This is a genomic window from Niallia sp. FSL W8-0954 (assembly GCF_038005605.1).
In the GTDB taxonomy this organism is placed as follows: Bacteria; Bacillota; Bacilli; order Bacillales; family Cytobacillaceae; genus Niallia; species Niallia circulans_A.
Window position 1 is genome coordinate 4,691,330 of record NZ_JBBOTN010000001.1, and the last position, 15,548, is coordinate 4,706,877.

15 protein-coding genes are annotated in these 15,548 nt (G+C 36.5%); 2 read left to right on the forward strand and 13 right to left on the reverse strand.

The features are described 5' to 3' along the window. Positions 1-85: 85 nt before the first annotated feature. Both prmC and prfA read right to left on the reverse strand, forming a co-directional pair. Positions 86-949: a peptide chain release factor N(5)-glutamine methyltransferase gene (prmC, locus tag NX902_RS22890; protein WP_123258492.1), complete on the reverse strand. Its 864-nt coding sequence runs from the start codon at positions 947-949 to the stop codon at positions 86-88. Next, positions 942-2,015, reverse strand: coding sequence for a peptide chain release factor 1 (prfA, locus tag NX902_RS22895; protein ID WP_095329566.1), 1,074 nt, complete (start codon positions 2,013-2,015; stop codon positions 942-944). The genes prmC and prfA overlap by 8 nt, the downstream gene beginning before the upstream one ends. A gap of 174 nt (positions 2,016-2,189) precedes the next feature. Here prfA and NX902_RS22900 point away from each other — a divergent pair, with 174 nt between their 5' ends. Further along, positions 2,190-3,077 (forward strand): STAS domain-containing protein, encoded by an 888-nt coding sequence (locus NX902_RS22900; protein ID WP_171510170.1) that lies wholly within the window; start codon positions 2,190-2,192, stop codon positions 3,075-3,077. Positions 3,078-3,192: 115 nt separating this feature from the next. Here NX902_RS22900 and NX902_RS22905 read toward each other — a convergent pair whose 3' ends face one another. From NX902_RS22905 to NX902_RS22950, 10 genes are all read right to left on the reverse strand, one after another. Then, entirely contained in the window at positions 3,193-4,254 is a 1,062-nt protein-coding gene (locus NX902_RS22905; protein ID WP_095329564.1) for a hemolysin family protein, read from the reverse strand. 60 nt (positions 4,255-4,314) lie between these two features. Next, complete coding sequence (locus NX902_RS22910) at positions 4,315-5,628, reverse strand: hemolysin family protein (RefSeq protein ID WP_095329563.1); 1,314 nt, start codon at positions 5,626-5,628, stop codon at positions 4,315-4,317. A 39-nt stretch (positions 5,629-5,667) separates the two neighbouring features. After that, positions 5,668-6,054, reverse strand: a complete 387-nt coding sequence (locus NX902_RS22915) for a MerR family transcriptional regulator (RefSeq protein WP_095329562.1) — start codon at positions 6,052-6,054, stop codon at positions 5,668-5,670. Positions 6,055-6,305: 251 nt separating this feature from the next. Next, a complete protein-coding gene (locus tag NX902_RS22920; protein WP_047940757.1) occupies positions 6,306-6,923 on the reverse strand; it encodes a thymidine kinase in 618 nt (205 codons plus the stop codon). Between the two features lie 322 nt (positions 6,924-7,245). Beyond that, the gene (gene rpmE, locus NX902_RS22925; protein ID WP_047940758.1) at positions 7,246-7,446 is read right to left on the reverse strand and encodes a 50S ribosomal protein L31; all 201 of its coding nucleotides are present in this window, start codon (positions 7,444-7,446) and stop codon (positions 7,246-7,248) included. A 208-nt stretch (positions 7,447-7,654) separates the two neighbouring features. After that, the gene (rho, locus tag NX902_RS22930) at positions 7,655-8,929 is read right to left on the reverse strand and encodes a transcription termination factor Rho (protein ID WP_095329561.1); all 1,275 of its coding nucleotides are present in this window, start codon (positions 8,927-8,929) and stop codon (positions 7,655-7,657) included. A 61-nt stretch (positions 8,930-8,990) separates the two neighbouring features. Next, positions 8,991-9,116, reverse strand: coding sequence for a hypothetical protein (locus tag NX902_RS22935; RefSeq protein ID WP_286167771.1), 126 nt, complete (start codon positions 9,114-9,116; stop codon positions 8,991-8,993). Positions 9,117-9,673: 557 nt separating this feature from the next. Further along, positions 9,674-10,960, reverse strand: coding sequence for a UDP-N-acetylglucosamine 1-carboxyvinyltransferase (locus NX902_RS22940; protein WP_095322022.1), 1,287 nt, complete (start codon positions 10,958-10,960; stop codon positions 9,674-9,676). 524 nt (positions 10,961-11,484) lie between these two features. Continuing rightward, on the reverse strand, positions 11,485-12,342 hold the full coding sequence (locus tag NX902_RS22945; RefSeq protein ID WP_047940761.1) for a class II fructose-bisphosphate aldolase: 858 nt from the start codon (positions 12,340-12,342) through the stop codon (positions 11,485-11,487). 379 nt (positions 12,343-12,721) lie between these two features. Then, on the reverse strand, positions 12,722-13,084 hold the full coding sequence (locus NX902_RS22950; RefSeq protein ID WP_095329560.1) for a response regulator: 363 nt from the start codon (positions 13,082-13,084) through the stop codon (positions 12,722-12,724). A 193-nt stretch (positions 13,085-13,277) separates the two neighbouring features. On the opposite strand from NX902_RS22950, the gene NX902_RS22955 reads away from it, so the two are divergent. Beyond that, the gene (locus NX902_RS22955) at positions 13,278-13,808 is read left to right on the forward strand and encodes a DUF2529 domain-containing protein (protein WP_163187503.1); all 531 of its coding nucleotides are present in this window, start codon (positions 13,278-13,280) and stop codon (positions 13,806-13,808) included. 96 nt (positions 13,809-13,904) lie between these two features. On the opposite strand, the gene NX902_RS22960 is transcribed toward NX902_RS22955, so the two are convergent. Further along, on the reverse strand, positions 13,905-15,509 hold the full coding sequence (locus NX902_RS22960; protein ID WP_095329558.1) for a CTP synthase: 1,605 nt from the start codon (positions 15,507-15,509) through the stop codon (positions 13,905-13,907). Positions 15,510-15,548: the final 39 nt, after the last annotated feature.

Here is a 15,548-nt window from a genome sequence, read left to right on the forward strand (position 1 = left end):
CTCATCCCCAAATAAAAAAGGCATATGCTATACACCGTATAACCGTGTATAGCATATGCCTTTTCTACTGCCAGCATCCCACAAATCAAAAGCCCACTTCTGCAAATACCATGCGATCTTTGCCATTGATATCATATTGAACTTCTACTTTTGCCTGAGGGAAGGCGGCTTCTAAAAGCTTTGCAACAGCATCGCTCTGGCCTGCGCCTACTTCGAAGCCGATAATAGCTTTTTCCTTGACGACTTGAGGTAGTTCTTCACATAGCCTTTTATATAAAAGGAGTCCATCCTCTCCAGCGAACAGTGCTCTATGCGGCTCGTGCTCAGTTACAACGTCAGACATCGTCACAACATCCCTTTCTGGTATATAGGGAGGATTGGATAGTACAACATCAAAGCTCTTCCCTTGAGCAATAAAAGGCTGTAATAAATCTCCTTGTACAAAATCTATTGGCTCTGCCCCTAAATTCGCAGCATTCTGCTTTGCAACAGCTAAAGAAACTTCATAAAGATCACTAGCTATCACCTGCAAGGATGGACATTCTAACTTCATAGTCACAGCAATTGCACCACTTCCTGTCCCCACATCTATTAGCTTTAAGTCCGCACCTTCTCCAAACAGTCTATCTATCCGCGTAAGTGCGGATTGTACAAGCTCTTCCGTTTCTGGTCGAGGAATGAGCACTTCCTTATTCACCTTAAAAGCTCTGCCATAAAAGTCTTCTTGACCAATAATATATTGGACTGGTTGTCCTTCAGCATGTAAGGAGACTAACTTTTGGAAATCCTTAAATTGTTCTTCATCTATGTCTTCACGAAATTTTATAAGCAATTCAGATCTACTCACTTGTAAAGAATGCCTTAATAATAACTCCGCTGCATATTCTTCTCTATTATGCTCCTTTAAATAAGAAGAAGCCCATTTGAGGGCCTCGAATACCTTACACATCAGAAGCACTTTCCAAACGACTAGATTGTTCTTCAAAAATGAGGGCATCGATTATATCATCCATTTTCCCTTGAAGAATCTGGTCTAACTTTTGAATAGTTAATCCGATACGATGGTCAGTCACACGGTTTTGCGGGAAATTATACGTACGAATACGTTCAGAGCGATCCCCTGTTCCAACTGCAGATTTACGTTGTTGATCATATTCTGCTTGTGCTTCTTGCTGGAATTTATCATAAACACGCGCACGTAATACTTTCATTGCTTTTTCTTTATTTTTTATCTGTGATTTTTCATCCTGACAGGAAACGACTGTACCTGTTGGAAGATGCGTTAAACGGACAGCAGACATCGTTGTATTAACACTTTGCCCTCCAGGACCACTAGAAGCAAATGTATCTACGCGTATATCTTTTTCATGGATTTCAATCTCTACTTCTTCTGCTTCAGGCAAACAAGCAACTGTTGCAGTAGACGTATGGATACGTCCGCCAGATTCCGTTTCCGGCACACGTTGTACACGGTGGGCCCCATTTTCAAACTTTAATTTGCTGTATGCCCCTTTTCCGTTAATCATAAAGATGATTTCTTTGTAGCCGCCAACACCCGTTGAGCTCGCATCAATGACTTCCATCTTCCATCCTTGCGCCTCCGCAAAACGGCTGTACATACGGAAAAGATCTCCTGCAAATAAAGCAGCTTCATCCCCTCCAGCAGCACCTCTTATTTCCATAATAACGTTTTTATCGTCATTAGGATCTTTAGGAATTAATAATATTTTTAAACGTGCTTCTAGCTCTTCAATACGTGCAGCCGTTTCATCCAATTCCTCTTTTACCATTTCACGCATTTCAGGGTCTAGCTTTTCTTCCAGCATTGCTTTAGCTTCTAAATGCTGTTCTTTTACTTCTTTATATTCACGATAAACTTCTACTGTTTCTTGAATATCCGATTGTTCTTTCGAATAGTCACGCAGTTTTTTTGTATCATTCACAATTTCAGGATCACTTAATAATTCATTAAGCTTGTCATAACGATCCTCTACAGCTTGAAGACGATCAAACACACTATTCACCTCGTTTTTATCCATAACGTACTCATTATATTATAGGCTATTTTCCTCGTCAAAACCAATTCTTATGAAAAATAGCGTATTAGTTAAATAAACAGAAGAATGTAAAGCCAATTTTTTTATTATCTATTATAATAGATATAACACTAAAAAGAGAGGAAATGAACTATGTCCCTAACAAACCATTCCATTTATGAATATGTGATGGACAAGGCACCCTCTATTACGAAAACTTGGTTTGCTATTAAAGATGGAGAACCAGGCTCTATTTATTCAAAAAACTCCTCCCCTGCTGTTGAAAAATTGCTAAAAAAACAGCATACTTTTACCATCCAGACTGTCATCAGTGCATTTCTAGAGGATGAAAGCATCTTTGCTAATAACCTAGAAGTATGGGCAAATGAGGTTGCTAAAAGCAGGGTAGAGCTAGCAACGCCAGTTCATGAAGTATTAGAGGCATTGAGCATCACCAGAAAAGCAATATGGAATACAATTGAACAGTTTATCCTGGAGCATAAAGAGGTTTCAACAGCCTTAGTTTTACAATGGAGCTCTAAATATCAATCTACTTTTGATCAATTGACAAATCAATTTACCAGTATGTATCATGCTTTTACAAAAGAAAAAATCCACTCGCAGGAGGAGCTTATCCAACAATTAAGTGTTCCTGTTATCCCAATTACTGAATCGATTGGTGTTCTTCCCCTAATCGGTGACATTGATAGCCTACGGGCAAAACTAATATTAGAAACCGTTCCTGTACGCTGCAAAGAGGAAGGCATTGAGCATTTGTTCATTGATTTATCAGGTATTTCTTCCATTGATACAATGGTTTTGCATGAGTTAATGAAACTAACAAAAATACTTTCTTTTATTGGTATCGAGTCTACTATTTCTGGACTCAGTCCTGATACTGCTCAAATGATTGCTGCCTTGGGAATTAAATTAGGAAAGGTTTCCACATTTAGTACGCTCAAACAAGCGCTATCTTTACAGGGAAAATCTTTAGAAGTCGCAGCCTCCAGCATAAATGCACTGCCTTTTCGCAAAGCATAAACCATAAAAAACTCCGCTAAATTGTTTACACCACTCAGGAAATTGATTTCCTGCGTAACAATAAATGATTTAGCAGAGTTTTTACTCTTTTTCTATTGAACTAGTAAATTCGAAATTAGAATCCTTTATTCAGAATCTCTTCTCCTACAAATTCATCACGTATCTCGCCAACAATTTCTTCTAGAATATCCTCCATTGTAACAAGACCTACAATTACGCCTCTTTCATTTTTCACTAGAGCCATATGCACTCTCTCTTGCTGCATTTTAAGAAGAACATTTTTAATAGGCGACGTTTGAAGAAAAATAGGCATCTCATGAATAAATTCTTCCATTTTTGTTTCTCTTCCCGCTACCACATTTGTTAGCATCTCTTTTGTATTTACATACCCTACTAGCTTTGTACCATTCTTTGTAACAGGATAACGAGTGTATTCTTGTTTATCCAAGACTGTCAGCATCTCTTCCAGTGACATTTCTATTTCTACATTTACAATTTGTTCTCTCGGAATCATAATTTCTTTGAGAATTCGATTATCGAAAGCAAAAATATTCTTTAAATAAGCTAATTCTGTTTGATTGATTTCGCCACTCTCGTAACTTTGAGTCACAATCAACTTTAATTCCTCTTCCGAATGGGCTATTTCATGTCCAGTTGGTTTGATACCAAACCAACCGAGGATCGCTCTTGATGATCCATTTAAAGCATGGATAATCGGCTTTGTAATCCGCCCAAACCAATATAAACCAGGAGCAAGCATCAACGTCATTTTTTCAGCATATTGAATAGCCAATGTCTTTGGAGCTAATTCTCCGACTACAACATGTAAAAAAGAAACAACAGATAAAGCAATTGCATAGGAGAGTACTGTTGATAAAGCATTAGGCACATCAAACCTCTCAAATAAAGGATGAAGAATTTTTTCTACTGTCGGTTCTCCTAATGCTCCTAAAACCAATGCCGTAATGGTAATTCCAAGCTGACAGGCAGATAAATAATAATCCAGGTCATGCGCTACTTTCTTTGCAGTAATTGCCTTTTTATTCCCCTCGGCAATAAGCTGATCCAATCGTGACGTTCTTACTTTTAAAATAGCAAATTCCGCCCCAACGAAAAACGCCGTTAACATAATAAATACTGCTACTAAAAACAAATTCAATAGTATTATACTGTCCAATTATTTCCCTCTTTTAAAGGGATTCACCTCCATGAGTTATCGATAAAGCAGTTTTGACATCTAGATTGTTTTAAAAGCGTTTTGTATAAGGCTAACCTCTTTGATTTGATAATTATCCATATCGGTCACTGTCCATAACCGGTCCCCTTGTTCTACTTGATCCCCAATTTTCGCTGTATCTAATAGCTGATATTGAATCCAACCGGCAATAGTATCAAGTTCTTCCCTTTCTTCAAATGGAATACCAAAACGTTCTTCTAGTTCATCTAGCAATACACGGCCATTAATGAAATATTTATCTTTCCCTGACTCCCGGATGTCCGCCACTTCATCTGCATCAAACTCATCACGGATTTCTCCAACAAGTTCCTCTAGTATATCTTCCATTGCCAATATACCAGAGGTACCACCATACTCATCAATAACCAATAACATATGCACTCGCTCCTGCTGCATTTTTAACAGAGCATCCTGCAATCTTGTTACTTCTAACACAACAGGAAGGTCGCGAACGAATTCGTCTAATTGACGATTTCTTCCCCAAGCCATCTGTGTTAGCATTTTCTTTACATTCACGACACCAATAATATGATCTTTATCTCCATCCTCTGTTACAGGATAACGCGTATAATTATGCTCATCCAAGACTTTTACAATCTCTTCATAAGACATATCTTTATTTAGTGTTACCAACTCTGTTCTAGGAACCATAATATCCTTCGCTACTCTTTCATCAAAGGAGAATACATTTTCCATATACTCAAGCTCTGTTTGATCAATTTCTCCACCTTGATAGCTCTGTGTCATTACTATTTTCAATTCTTCTTCAGAATAAGCCTGTTCGTGCTTAGCAGGTTTAATCCCCATTAAACGAAGTACTACTTGTGCCGAACCATTCAATGCCCATATAAAAGGTTTCATTACCTTACCAAACCAATATAATGGCGGTGCCAGCAACAAGGTTAATTTCTCAGCGAATTGAATAGCAAGTGTTTTCGGAGCCATTTCTCCTACCACCACATGCAAGAAAGTTACCAATGCAAAAGCAATAGCATAGGAAGCAACTGAAGCAACAGAGGGAGAAGCATTCAGTAAATTAAAGATTGGATACAATAGTTGCTCAATTGCCGGTTTTCCTAAAGCACCAAGACCAAGCGCTGTTACGGTAATACCTAATTGACAGGCAGAAAGATAGTAATCTAACTCACTTGCTACTTTCTTCGCCATAATGGCCTTCTTATTTCCTTCTGCTATTAACTGATCAATTCTTGACATACGAATTTTAACAACAGCAAATTCAGCACCAACAAAGAAAGCTGTTAGCGCTAATAATAGCACCAGTAAAAATAAATTGATTATCGTTATTATGTCCAATTATTTCCCTCGTTTCGAGGGATTCACCTCCAGGAATGGTTACATTAAAGACAGTAATTTCATTACGTCTAATAATTTTGTTTCAAGTGTACGATACACTTTCTTTTTCTCTTCCTGCGGCGCATCTTTCAATCGTTCTTCCAAAGAGGCCAGTTTTTTATGCAAACAGGCAATTTCGTCCTGTACCTCATCCATTATTGGTTCAATTTCTTGGTCTTCCATTGAATGAATAACATTTCGTATTTCTCCAATCGACATACGTTGTTTTTTCAAAAGTTTTATTCGTTCCAATGTATAGAGAACATCTTCGGAATACAGGCGATAATTGGAATCAGATCGCGTCACCGGAAGCAATTTATTACTTGTATAATAATCAATCGTTCTTGTAGATAATCCACTTAATTTCGCCACTTGGCCAATACGCAATAACGCCTTCCCAATGAAAAAACCCCTTTCTGTTTATAAGTTAATTATATAGTAACATGAAAAAAAAAATCCGTACAGTATTACGTTATGGTTTATCATTCACGTTGTTACTGAATTTAACTAAGTATAGCGAATGACTTCCATGAGTTTTATCAATTCTACGGTTTTGTACGGCTTTTCGAGCTTTTTTATAAACAATAAAAAAAAGCTCCCGTTAAGAAGGACCAACCATTCCTAACAAGAGCTTTTTCTTATAAAGCCGTTGAGGTATTATCTTTATTTGCTTTCTCTGTACTTCTAGGTACTTCATGATGATGGCGGCATCTTGGTTCATAAGATTCAGAAGCACCTACTAAAATTACAGGATCTTCGTAGTTAGCTGGGGCACCATTAATCAACCTTTGTGTTCTGCTTGCTGGAGAACCGCAAACGGCACAAACCGCCTGAAGCTTCGTCACTAATTCTGCGATCGCCATTAATTCTGGCATTTTTCCAAATGGCTCGCCTCTAAAGTCCTGATCTAAACCGGCACAAATCACTCGATGGCCACTATTTGCTAAATGTTGTATAACTCCAATAATTTCATCATCAAAAAACTGCACTTCATCTATTGCAACTATCTCTATATCGGAAGTAACATATTCAAAAATGTCGGCTGATTTACTAATAGGAATCGCATTAGTTGCAGTTCCATTATGGGAAACGACAGATTTTTCACTATAGCGATTATCGATACTTGGTTTAAACACTATAAACTTCTGCTTAGCAAATTGCGCTCTTCTTACACGGCGGATGAGTTCTTCTGATTTTCCTGAAAACATACTTCCGCAAATAACTTCTACCCATCCATGATGTTTCATTACATACATGAAACCGCTCCTTCCTAGATAAAACAACTTGTCTCTTCCATTACTCTATTTATATTTTTCTAATTAATAGTCAAGATATGAAAATCACTATTCATATTCTCTCTTACATACTTTAACAGCTATCCATGCTAATGGAAATAATAGATTCACTTCAAATATCATTTTTTCACTAGCATCTCGAGTGAAAAATAGAAGAAAAATAACATAAGATACTTAAGAATAAAAGTTATATTATGACTTTCATTCTTAAAAATCCTACTATCAGTCCAAATAAAAAACAGGCAAGGAGAAGTAACTTCTTGCCTGTTCTTGATATTCCATATTACTTAAGACCGTATTTTTTGTTGAAGCGATCAACACGTCCGCCAGCTTCAGCAAATTTTTGACGTCCAGTATAGAACGGATGGCACTCAGAACAAGTTTCAACTTTGATTTCTTTTTTAACAGAACCAGTTTTGAACTCGTTACCACAAGCACATTTCACCGTAATTTCGTTATAAGTTGGATGAATTCCTGTTTTCATTCCTTTTCATCTCCTTCCGCCCTGCAACTTTCGAAACAGAGTTCTAAAACAGTGCTTAGACACTGTAATTGTAAAACACATTGATTATATTATAACAAGTACATTCTTGTTTTGCAACACTATTAACCATGCATTAATTACCAAATATTGAAAAATACTGAAAGCCTTCCATCATAGAAATAAACTATTTAAAATCACTTCTATATATTTAGGAACGTTTAGCAGTTCCTGCTTTCATTTGTTCACCAAGGATCGCAAAGAAATCCTCATTGCTTTTCGTTTGTCTTAATTTTCTTAAGAACTTTTCAGCAAAGTCTGGTGAATCAGACATTGACTTACGAATAGCCCATAGCTTGTCTAAATGTTCTTTAGGAATCAATAGTTCTTCTTTCCGTGTTCCAGAGCGTCTAATATCAATAGCAGGGAATATTCTTCTTTCTGCTAATGCACGATCTAAATGAAGCTCCATATTACCTGTTCCTTTAAATTCTTCATAAATAACATCGTCCATACGTGAACCAGTATCAACTAATGCTGTAGCCAATATCGTTAAAGAACCGCCTTCTTCGATATTACGTGCAGCACCGAAGAATCGTTTTGGTCTATGGAATGCCCCTGGATCAATTCCTCCCGATAAAGTTCTTCCACTTGGAGGAATGACTAGGTTATATGCACGTGCTAATCTTGTGATACTATCCATCAAGATAATAACATCACGTTTATGTTCCACAAGACGCATTGCTCTTTCTAATACTAATTCAGCAACTTTAATATGATTTTCGGGAACTTCATCAAATGTTGAGCTAACAACGTCTCCACTTACAGATCTTTCAATATCTGTTACTTCTTCAGGTCTTTCATCAATGAGTAAAACAATCAGCTCTGCCTCTGGATGATTTGTTGTAATACTATTTGCTATTTCCTTAATCAGCATTGTCTTACCTGCTTTAGGAGGAGCTACAATCAGACCACGTTGTCCAAAGCCAACAGGAGCTAACACATCCATTATTCTAGTAGATACATTTCTCTGTGTTGTTTCTAAATGTATTTGACGATTCGGGTATAGAGGTGTTAAGGCTGGAAAATGAACTCTTTCTTTCGCTGACTCTGGATCGTCTCCGTTAACAGCTTCTACTTGAAGTAAGCCAAAGTATCTTTCGTTTTCTTTAGGCGGGCGAACTTTCCCTGAAACTTTATCTCCATTTCTCAAATCAAATCTTCTAATTTGAGATGCTGAGATATAAATATCTTGTGAACTTGGAGAATAATTAATCGGTCTTAAGAAGCCAAATCCTTCTGACTGAATAATCTCTAGAACGCCTTCCATGAAGAAATAGCCTTCTTGCTCTGCTCTTGCTTTTAAGATGGAAAAAATCAGTTCCTTTTTTGTTAACTTACTGTAATAGGCAACTTTATATTCGCGAGCTAATTCATACAGCTCTTTTAATTTCATATTTTCTAAACTAGATATATTTAATCCCATTTTTACACCACTCTTTTATATTTTCAGTTATCCCTACCATTTATTTCGAAATGTGGGAAGGTTATTCTTCTGTTTGAGGCGAAAGCTTTTTTGAAGAGAAATTTTGATGCGAGAAATAATTAAAGTGAAGGATGGAAAAGAAGAATCCTGCTTCTTCTCCAGCTATCGATAAATCGTATACTTTCATTTTCTTATAACTTTTTCATAAGAATGGCTGTCTTTCAATAAAGCGGAAGGAGCCGTGATTTGAATATAAATTTATCTTAAGAGGAGTTTTTATTTTATCCTTCATGTTTCTATTAGCTTCGACGAGAATCAATTAAAAGCAATCTCTATTTTACCTCCATCTACGAAAAATGTGCAACAAGAATTTTTTTACCAACACTTGTTCACTCCATAATGGAAGCAGAATATGGATGAAGTTTCGTTTTTCATCCTTCTTTTTTAGGGTCTTTCGAAAAGGAAGGTATGGAGGAAGCTTAATGAATATTCCCGTATTGGAGGACATTTATTCTTTCATAAACAAATTTAAAAGGATGGTCCCTACATGCCTTTAGTAGCAAAAATCTGCTTTTAAAATACGTATAAATAATTTATCTAGACTTATTTTCTTTTTCCAAAAAGTTATTAATGAATTTAGAACAGAGGGAACTTCCTCCCCCTGCTATCCTATATTGGCTAATAAATAGAAAAAGGTTCAACACATGATTCGAATAACACGGCGCTGTACTAGTTCACAATTGATTAGCCATTATTTATTTGTTCATATTCCTCTTCGGTCATCTTTTCTCGCCATATTGTCGCCCCTAAACCAGTAAGTTTTTCTACTATATGGCTGTACCCTCTATCAATATGCTCAAGACCTGTAATTTCTGTCACTCCATCTGCCATTAGCCCTGCTATTACTAAGGAGGCACCAGCACGTAAGTCACTTGCTTTTACTTTGGCACCTTGCAAATGAACTGGACCATTAATAATGGCAGATCGTCCCTCTACTTTTATTGTGGCATTCATTCGACGCAGCTCATCAATATGTTTAAATCTAGCACCGTAAATTGTATCTGTAACCATACTTGTACCATTTGTCTTTGTTAAAAGGGATGTGAATGGCTGCTGAAGATCTGTTGGAAAGCCAGGATATACAAGTGTTTTTATATCTACTGGTTTCAAAGAATTATTGGAGCTGATAAACACTTGTTCATCACTTGATTCTATCGAGACTCCCATCTCTCTTAATTTCGCAATTAAAGACTCTAAATGTTGGGGGATTACATTATCCACAAGCACACCATCTCCAACCGCTGCTCCAATAATAATATACGTACCTGCCTCGATACGATCCGGAATAATAGTATGACGGCAACCATGAAGATGATCTACCCCTTCAATCCGAATCACATCAGTCCCTGCACCTTTTATTTTCGCTCCCATATTGGTTAAAAGTGTTGCCACATCAATAATTTCCGGTTCTTTAGCTGCATTTTCAATGATGGTTTTCCCTTTTGCTCGTACTGCTGCAAGCATAATATTAATTGTTGCCCCTACGCTTACTACATCTAAGTAAATTCTTGCTCCCCTTAACTCATCTGCCCGAAGATAAATGGCTCCTTGTTCATTTGTAACCTGTGCACCAAGTGCTTCAAATCCTTTAATATGCTGATCTATCGGTCTTGGTCCTAGATGACAGCCACCAGGTAAGCCAATTACCGCCTTTTTAAATCGTCCTAGCATGGCTCCCATTAAATAATAAGAAGCACGCAATTTTTTTACCTTCCCATTCGGCATAGGCATAGAAATCATAGAAGAGGGATCAATTGTTATATCAGACTCTGATATAGATACCGTTCCACCTAACTCTTCCATAATCTCTTTTAATATCTGAACATCTGAAATGTCAGGCAGTCCCTCAATTGTAACGGGAGATTCAGCTAAAATGGTTGCTGGAATAAGTGCCACTGCACTATTTTTTGCACCACTCACTCTAACCGTTCCTTTTAAAGGTGATCCACCTGCAATCATAAGTTTTTCCATTTCTAGCTCCCTTCTAAGCCAATGCAAAAGTACGAATTCTGCTATAAGTTAATCAAGATGAGGCTTGGATGTAGAATCTTGTTTGAATTACTGTTACTTATTATACCAAATATTAAGACTCAATGGAAAAGTATATATGTATGAACTTTACGTTCTATTGTGTTAACAAAGTACAAACATTTTTAGTATTACCTATATAAGGAGTCCTGATACTTGGAACCAATTCATCGATAACTTCTTTTACTATAATCTTCCACTTTCATATACGCTTTTTCCATAAACAAGTCATGATATCCCTTGGTAATTCACAAATCAACTGAAACCGCTCGCTATTGATGATTGCTAGTAACCTTTTGGAATATAAATAGGGAAGTTATTTTCGAAGTATTTACCTACGCAATTATTTGAAGATATTACCTTTCCCCCCTTCCAAAAACAGCTTTTTTTGAAGAATGCCATAAAAAAAAGGATATCCTTTAAGGGTCTGCCCCTAAAAAGATATCCTCTCTTTCCTACAAATAAAATTATGCTTTATTAGAAGAACCAAATTCTTTGATTTTGCCGATTACAGTTGCTTTAATCGCATCACGAGCAGGTCCTAAGTATTTACGTGGATCGTATTCTTCTGGTTTAGCAGCTAATGTTTCGCGAACTGCTTTTGCAGAAGCAATTTGGTTTTCAGTGTTAACGTTGATTTTAGCTGTTCCTAAAGAAATAGCTTTTGTGATATCTTTAGTTGGGATACCAGTACCACCGTGTAATACTAATGGTAAACCAGTTAAGTTACCGATTTCTTCCATTTCTTTGAAACCTAAGTTAGGCTCACCTTTGTAAGGACCGTGCACAGATCCTAAAGCAGGAGCTAAAGTGTCAATGCCAGTACGTTTAACAAGTTCAACACATTCGTTAGCATCAGCATAAATTACACCTTCAGCTACAACGTCATCTTCTTGTCCACCAACAGTACCAAGTTCTGCTTCTACAGAAACACCTTTAGCATGTGCATATTCTACTACTTTAGAAGTAATTTCAACGTTCTCATCAAATGGATGGTGAGAAGCATCGATCATTACAGATGTAAAGCCAGCATCGATTGCTTCTTTACATTTTTCGAAACTTGAACCGTGATCTAAATGAATAGCAACAGGAACTGTGATGTTATAGTCTTCCATTAAACCTTCAACCATTTTTACAACAGTTTTGAAGCCACCCATATAACGGCCTGCACCTTCAGAAACCCCAAGAATAACTGGAGATTTTTCTTCTTCTGCAGCTTGAAGAATTGCTTGAGTAAACTCAAGATTATTTAAGTTAAATTGACCAACAGCATAGCCTTCTGCTTTTGCTTTGTTTAACATGTCTTTCATTGAAACTAAAGGCATATTTCTTCCTCCTTATTTAATGATCGTTCTTTTTTACAAGAGAATCTTTATTAAATTTCCCAAAGGAAAGTTGAATATGTATATAATACCTCAAGTAAAACAAAACGAATCATTCCATTTAAAAACTCAATTGTAATCATACCAAAATAAATCAAGAAATGCTATCGTTCAAGCTTTTTTTTCTATTTTGTCACAAATTAGTAGACTTTTTGTCGAATGAAAGCACTTTAATTCTAAGTCCACTTATGATGGCTTAGTAAAAAATATCACAGATCTAGTTTTCGAAAACCAATAGCTTCAAAACAGAAACTACATTTTTCGGGTTAAGGGAAAACATATAGGAACTGGCTGGCTAATAAATATGTATAAAATATGGCGATTAATAATTAATGTACTTCTTAACAGCCTCTCTCAGATCATCAATATCAAACGGTTTAGCAAAATGCGTTAGGGCACCGAGGTCCTTCGCTTCTTGAATCATATCTAGTTCTCCATAAGCTGTCATGATAATCACACGAATATCCTGATTAAGCTTTTTCATTCGTTTTAATATTTCAATTCCATCCATTCCTGGAATTTTCATATCAAGCAGCACTAAATCAGGTGATTCTCTTGTCACAATTTCTAACGCCTGATTTCCATTTGCAGCTTGGAATGTCTTATATCCTTCCTTTTGAAAAACTTCATTCAAAAGGATTCTAATGCCGAATTGATCATCAACAATTAATATTTTCCCTTTCATAAGGAACCTTCCCTTCTAACTCAAGTTATATGTATGTATTCTCTCGTTTTTATCATACTTTATCTTTTTCTACTATTTACTCGACTTTTCCTGCTAATCCCCTTAAATTTTACCTTTTCCTTCAATTTAATTATAATTATCTACTATATGAAGCAAATTACTGTTTTAATTTAATAAAATGGAGGTTTTCCACTTGCTTAAAATGTTTTCCACTCAACTAAGTGGGTTATTTAAAAGATTGCATGAGAAAGAAGAGGAAGCAATCGAAGACAGCTCAAGACTATTAGCCCAAGCCATTGTCAGTGACGGAAAGGTTTATATCTATGCAACAAATGAAATGGCAGGAGTGATAGCAGAGGCTACAACTGGGATGGAGCCGATGCTAAATACAGAAAAATGGGCAAATGCATCGCTTGAATCTATTACCTCAAACGATCGGTTTATTCTTTTTGCTCGAACAAATGAAGAGGAAGAAATAAACACATTTGCTAAACAACTATACGATGCTCAAGTTCCCTTTATTTCCATCTGTTCTATTACCAATCCTGATATTGAATCACTGGTTGACTTTGCAGATGTTTCTATCGACTTAAGACTTTCTAAAGGCTTATTGCCTGACGATGAAGGAAAGCGATATGGCTATCCATCGTTAATTGCTGCTCTTTTTATTTATCATGGCATTAAATTTACCACTGATGAAATTTTGAAAGAATATGATTTATAAAAGAGAATTACTATTACACTAAACGTTAGAAAACATTACAAAAAGAGGCTTTTCCAAATAAATGGAATAGCCTCTTTTTTTAAGTTCGCCAAAATTTTATTTTTCTGCTAAGCGGATAGATGCACCGACAAACTCACGGAAAAGAGGTTGCGGGCGAGTTGGTCTCGAGATAAATTCTGGGTGGAATTGAGAAGCAACAAACCAAGGATGATCTTTTAATTCAACAATTTCCACTAAACGGCCATCTGGGCTAGTTCCTGAGAATACAAATCCTGCATTTTCCATCTCTTGACGATATTGATTATTGAACTCATAACGATGACGATGTCTCTCATAGATTACCTCGTCTTGATATGCTTCATACGCTCTTGTATCTTCTTTTAATTTACATGGATATAAACCTAAGCGAAGTGTTCCACCTAAATCTTCCACATCCTTCTGTTCTGGCAGAAGGTCAATAACTGGATGTGTTGTTGCTTCGTTAATTTCAGAAGAATGAGCATCATTCCACCCTAAAACATTACGAGCAAATTCGATAGATGCTACCTGCATACCTAAGCAAATCCCAAAGAAAGGAACCTTCTGTTCGCGTGCATATTGCGTTGCAAGAATTTTTCCTTCCACACCACGGTCTCCGAATCCACCTGGTACGAGAATTCCATCTGCATCTTGTAATATTTCTTGCACGTTTTCTTTCGTTACCTGCTCTGCATTAATCCAATCGATCTCAATGTCAGCATCATATGCATACCCAGCGTGCTTTAATGCTTCTACTACAGATATATAAGCATCTTGTAATTCAACATATTTACCAACAAGGGCAATTTTTGTTGTTTTAGAAAGATGACGAACGCGATCTACTAGTTCAATCCATTCTGTCATATCTGCTTCTTGGCATTTAAGCTTTAAATGGTCACATACGATTTGATCAAGATTTTGCTCTTGAAGAGCTAACGGAATAGTATAAAGTGTATCTGCATCACGACATTCAATAACAGATTTATTGTCTATATCACAGAATAAAGCAATTTTATCCTTCATATCTTCAGAAATAGGTTTTTCTGTTCTTACTACAATCACATTTGGCTGAATTCCTAAGCTGCGTAGCTCTTTTACACTATGTTGTGTTGGTTTAGTTTTCATTTCCCCTGCAGCTTTGATGTATGGTACCAATGTACAATGAATGTACATAACATTGTCACGACCAATATCACTTTTAATTTGACGAATAGCTTCTAAGAATGGTAAAGATTCAATGTCTCCAACCGTTCCGCCAATTTCTGTAATTACTACATCTGCATTTGTTTCACGACCAGCTCTAAATACACGTTCTTTGATTTCATTTGTAATGTGCGGAATTACTTGCACTGTTCCACCAAGATAATCTCCTCTACGTTCTTTTCTTAATACAGTAGAATAGATTTTTCCTGTTGTCACATTGTTATATTTCGTTAAATTGATATCAATAAAACGCTCATAGTGACCTAAGTCTAAGTCTGTTTCTGCGCCATCATCTGTTACAAACACTTCTCCATGCTGATATGGACTCATTGTACCAGGATCCACATTGATATACGGGTCAAACTTTTGAATCGTTACACTTACACCACGATTTTTCAGCAAGCGTCCTAGTGATGCTGCTGTAATACCTTTTCCGAGTGAAGATACTACTCCACCTGTTACAAAAATATATTTTGTCATTATATTATCCCCCTTGATTTAAGTTTGCTCCAATTCCTC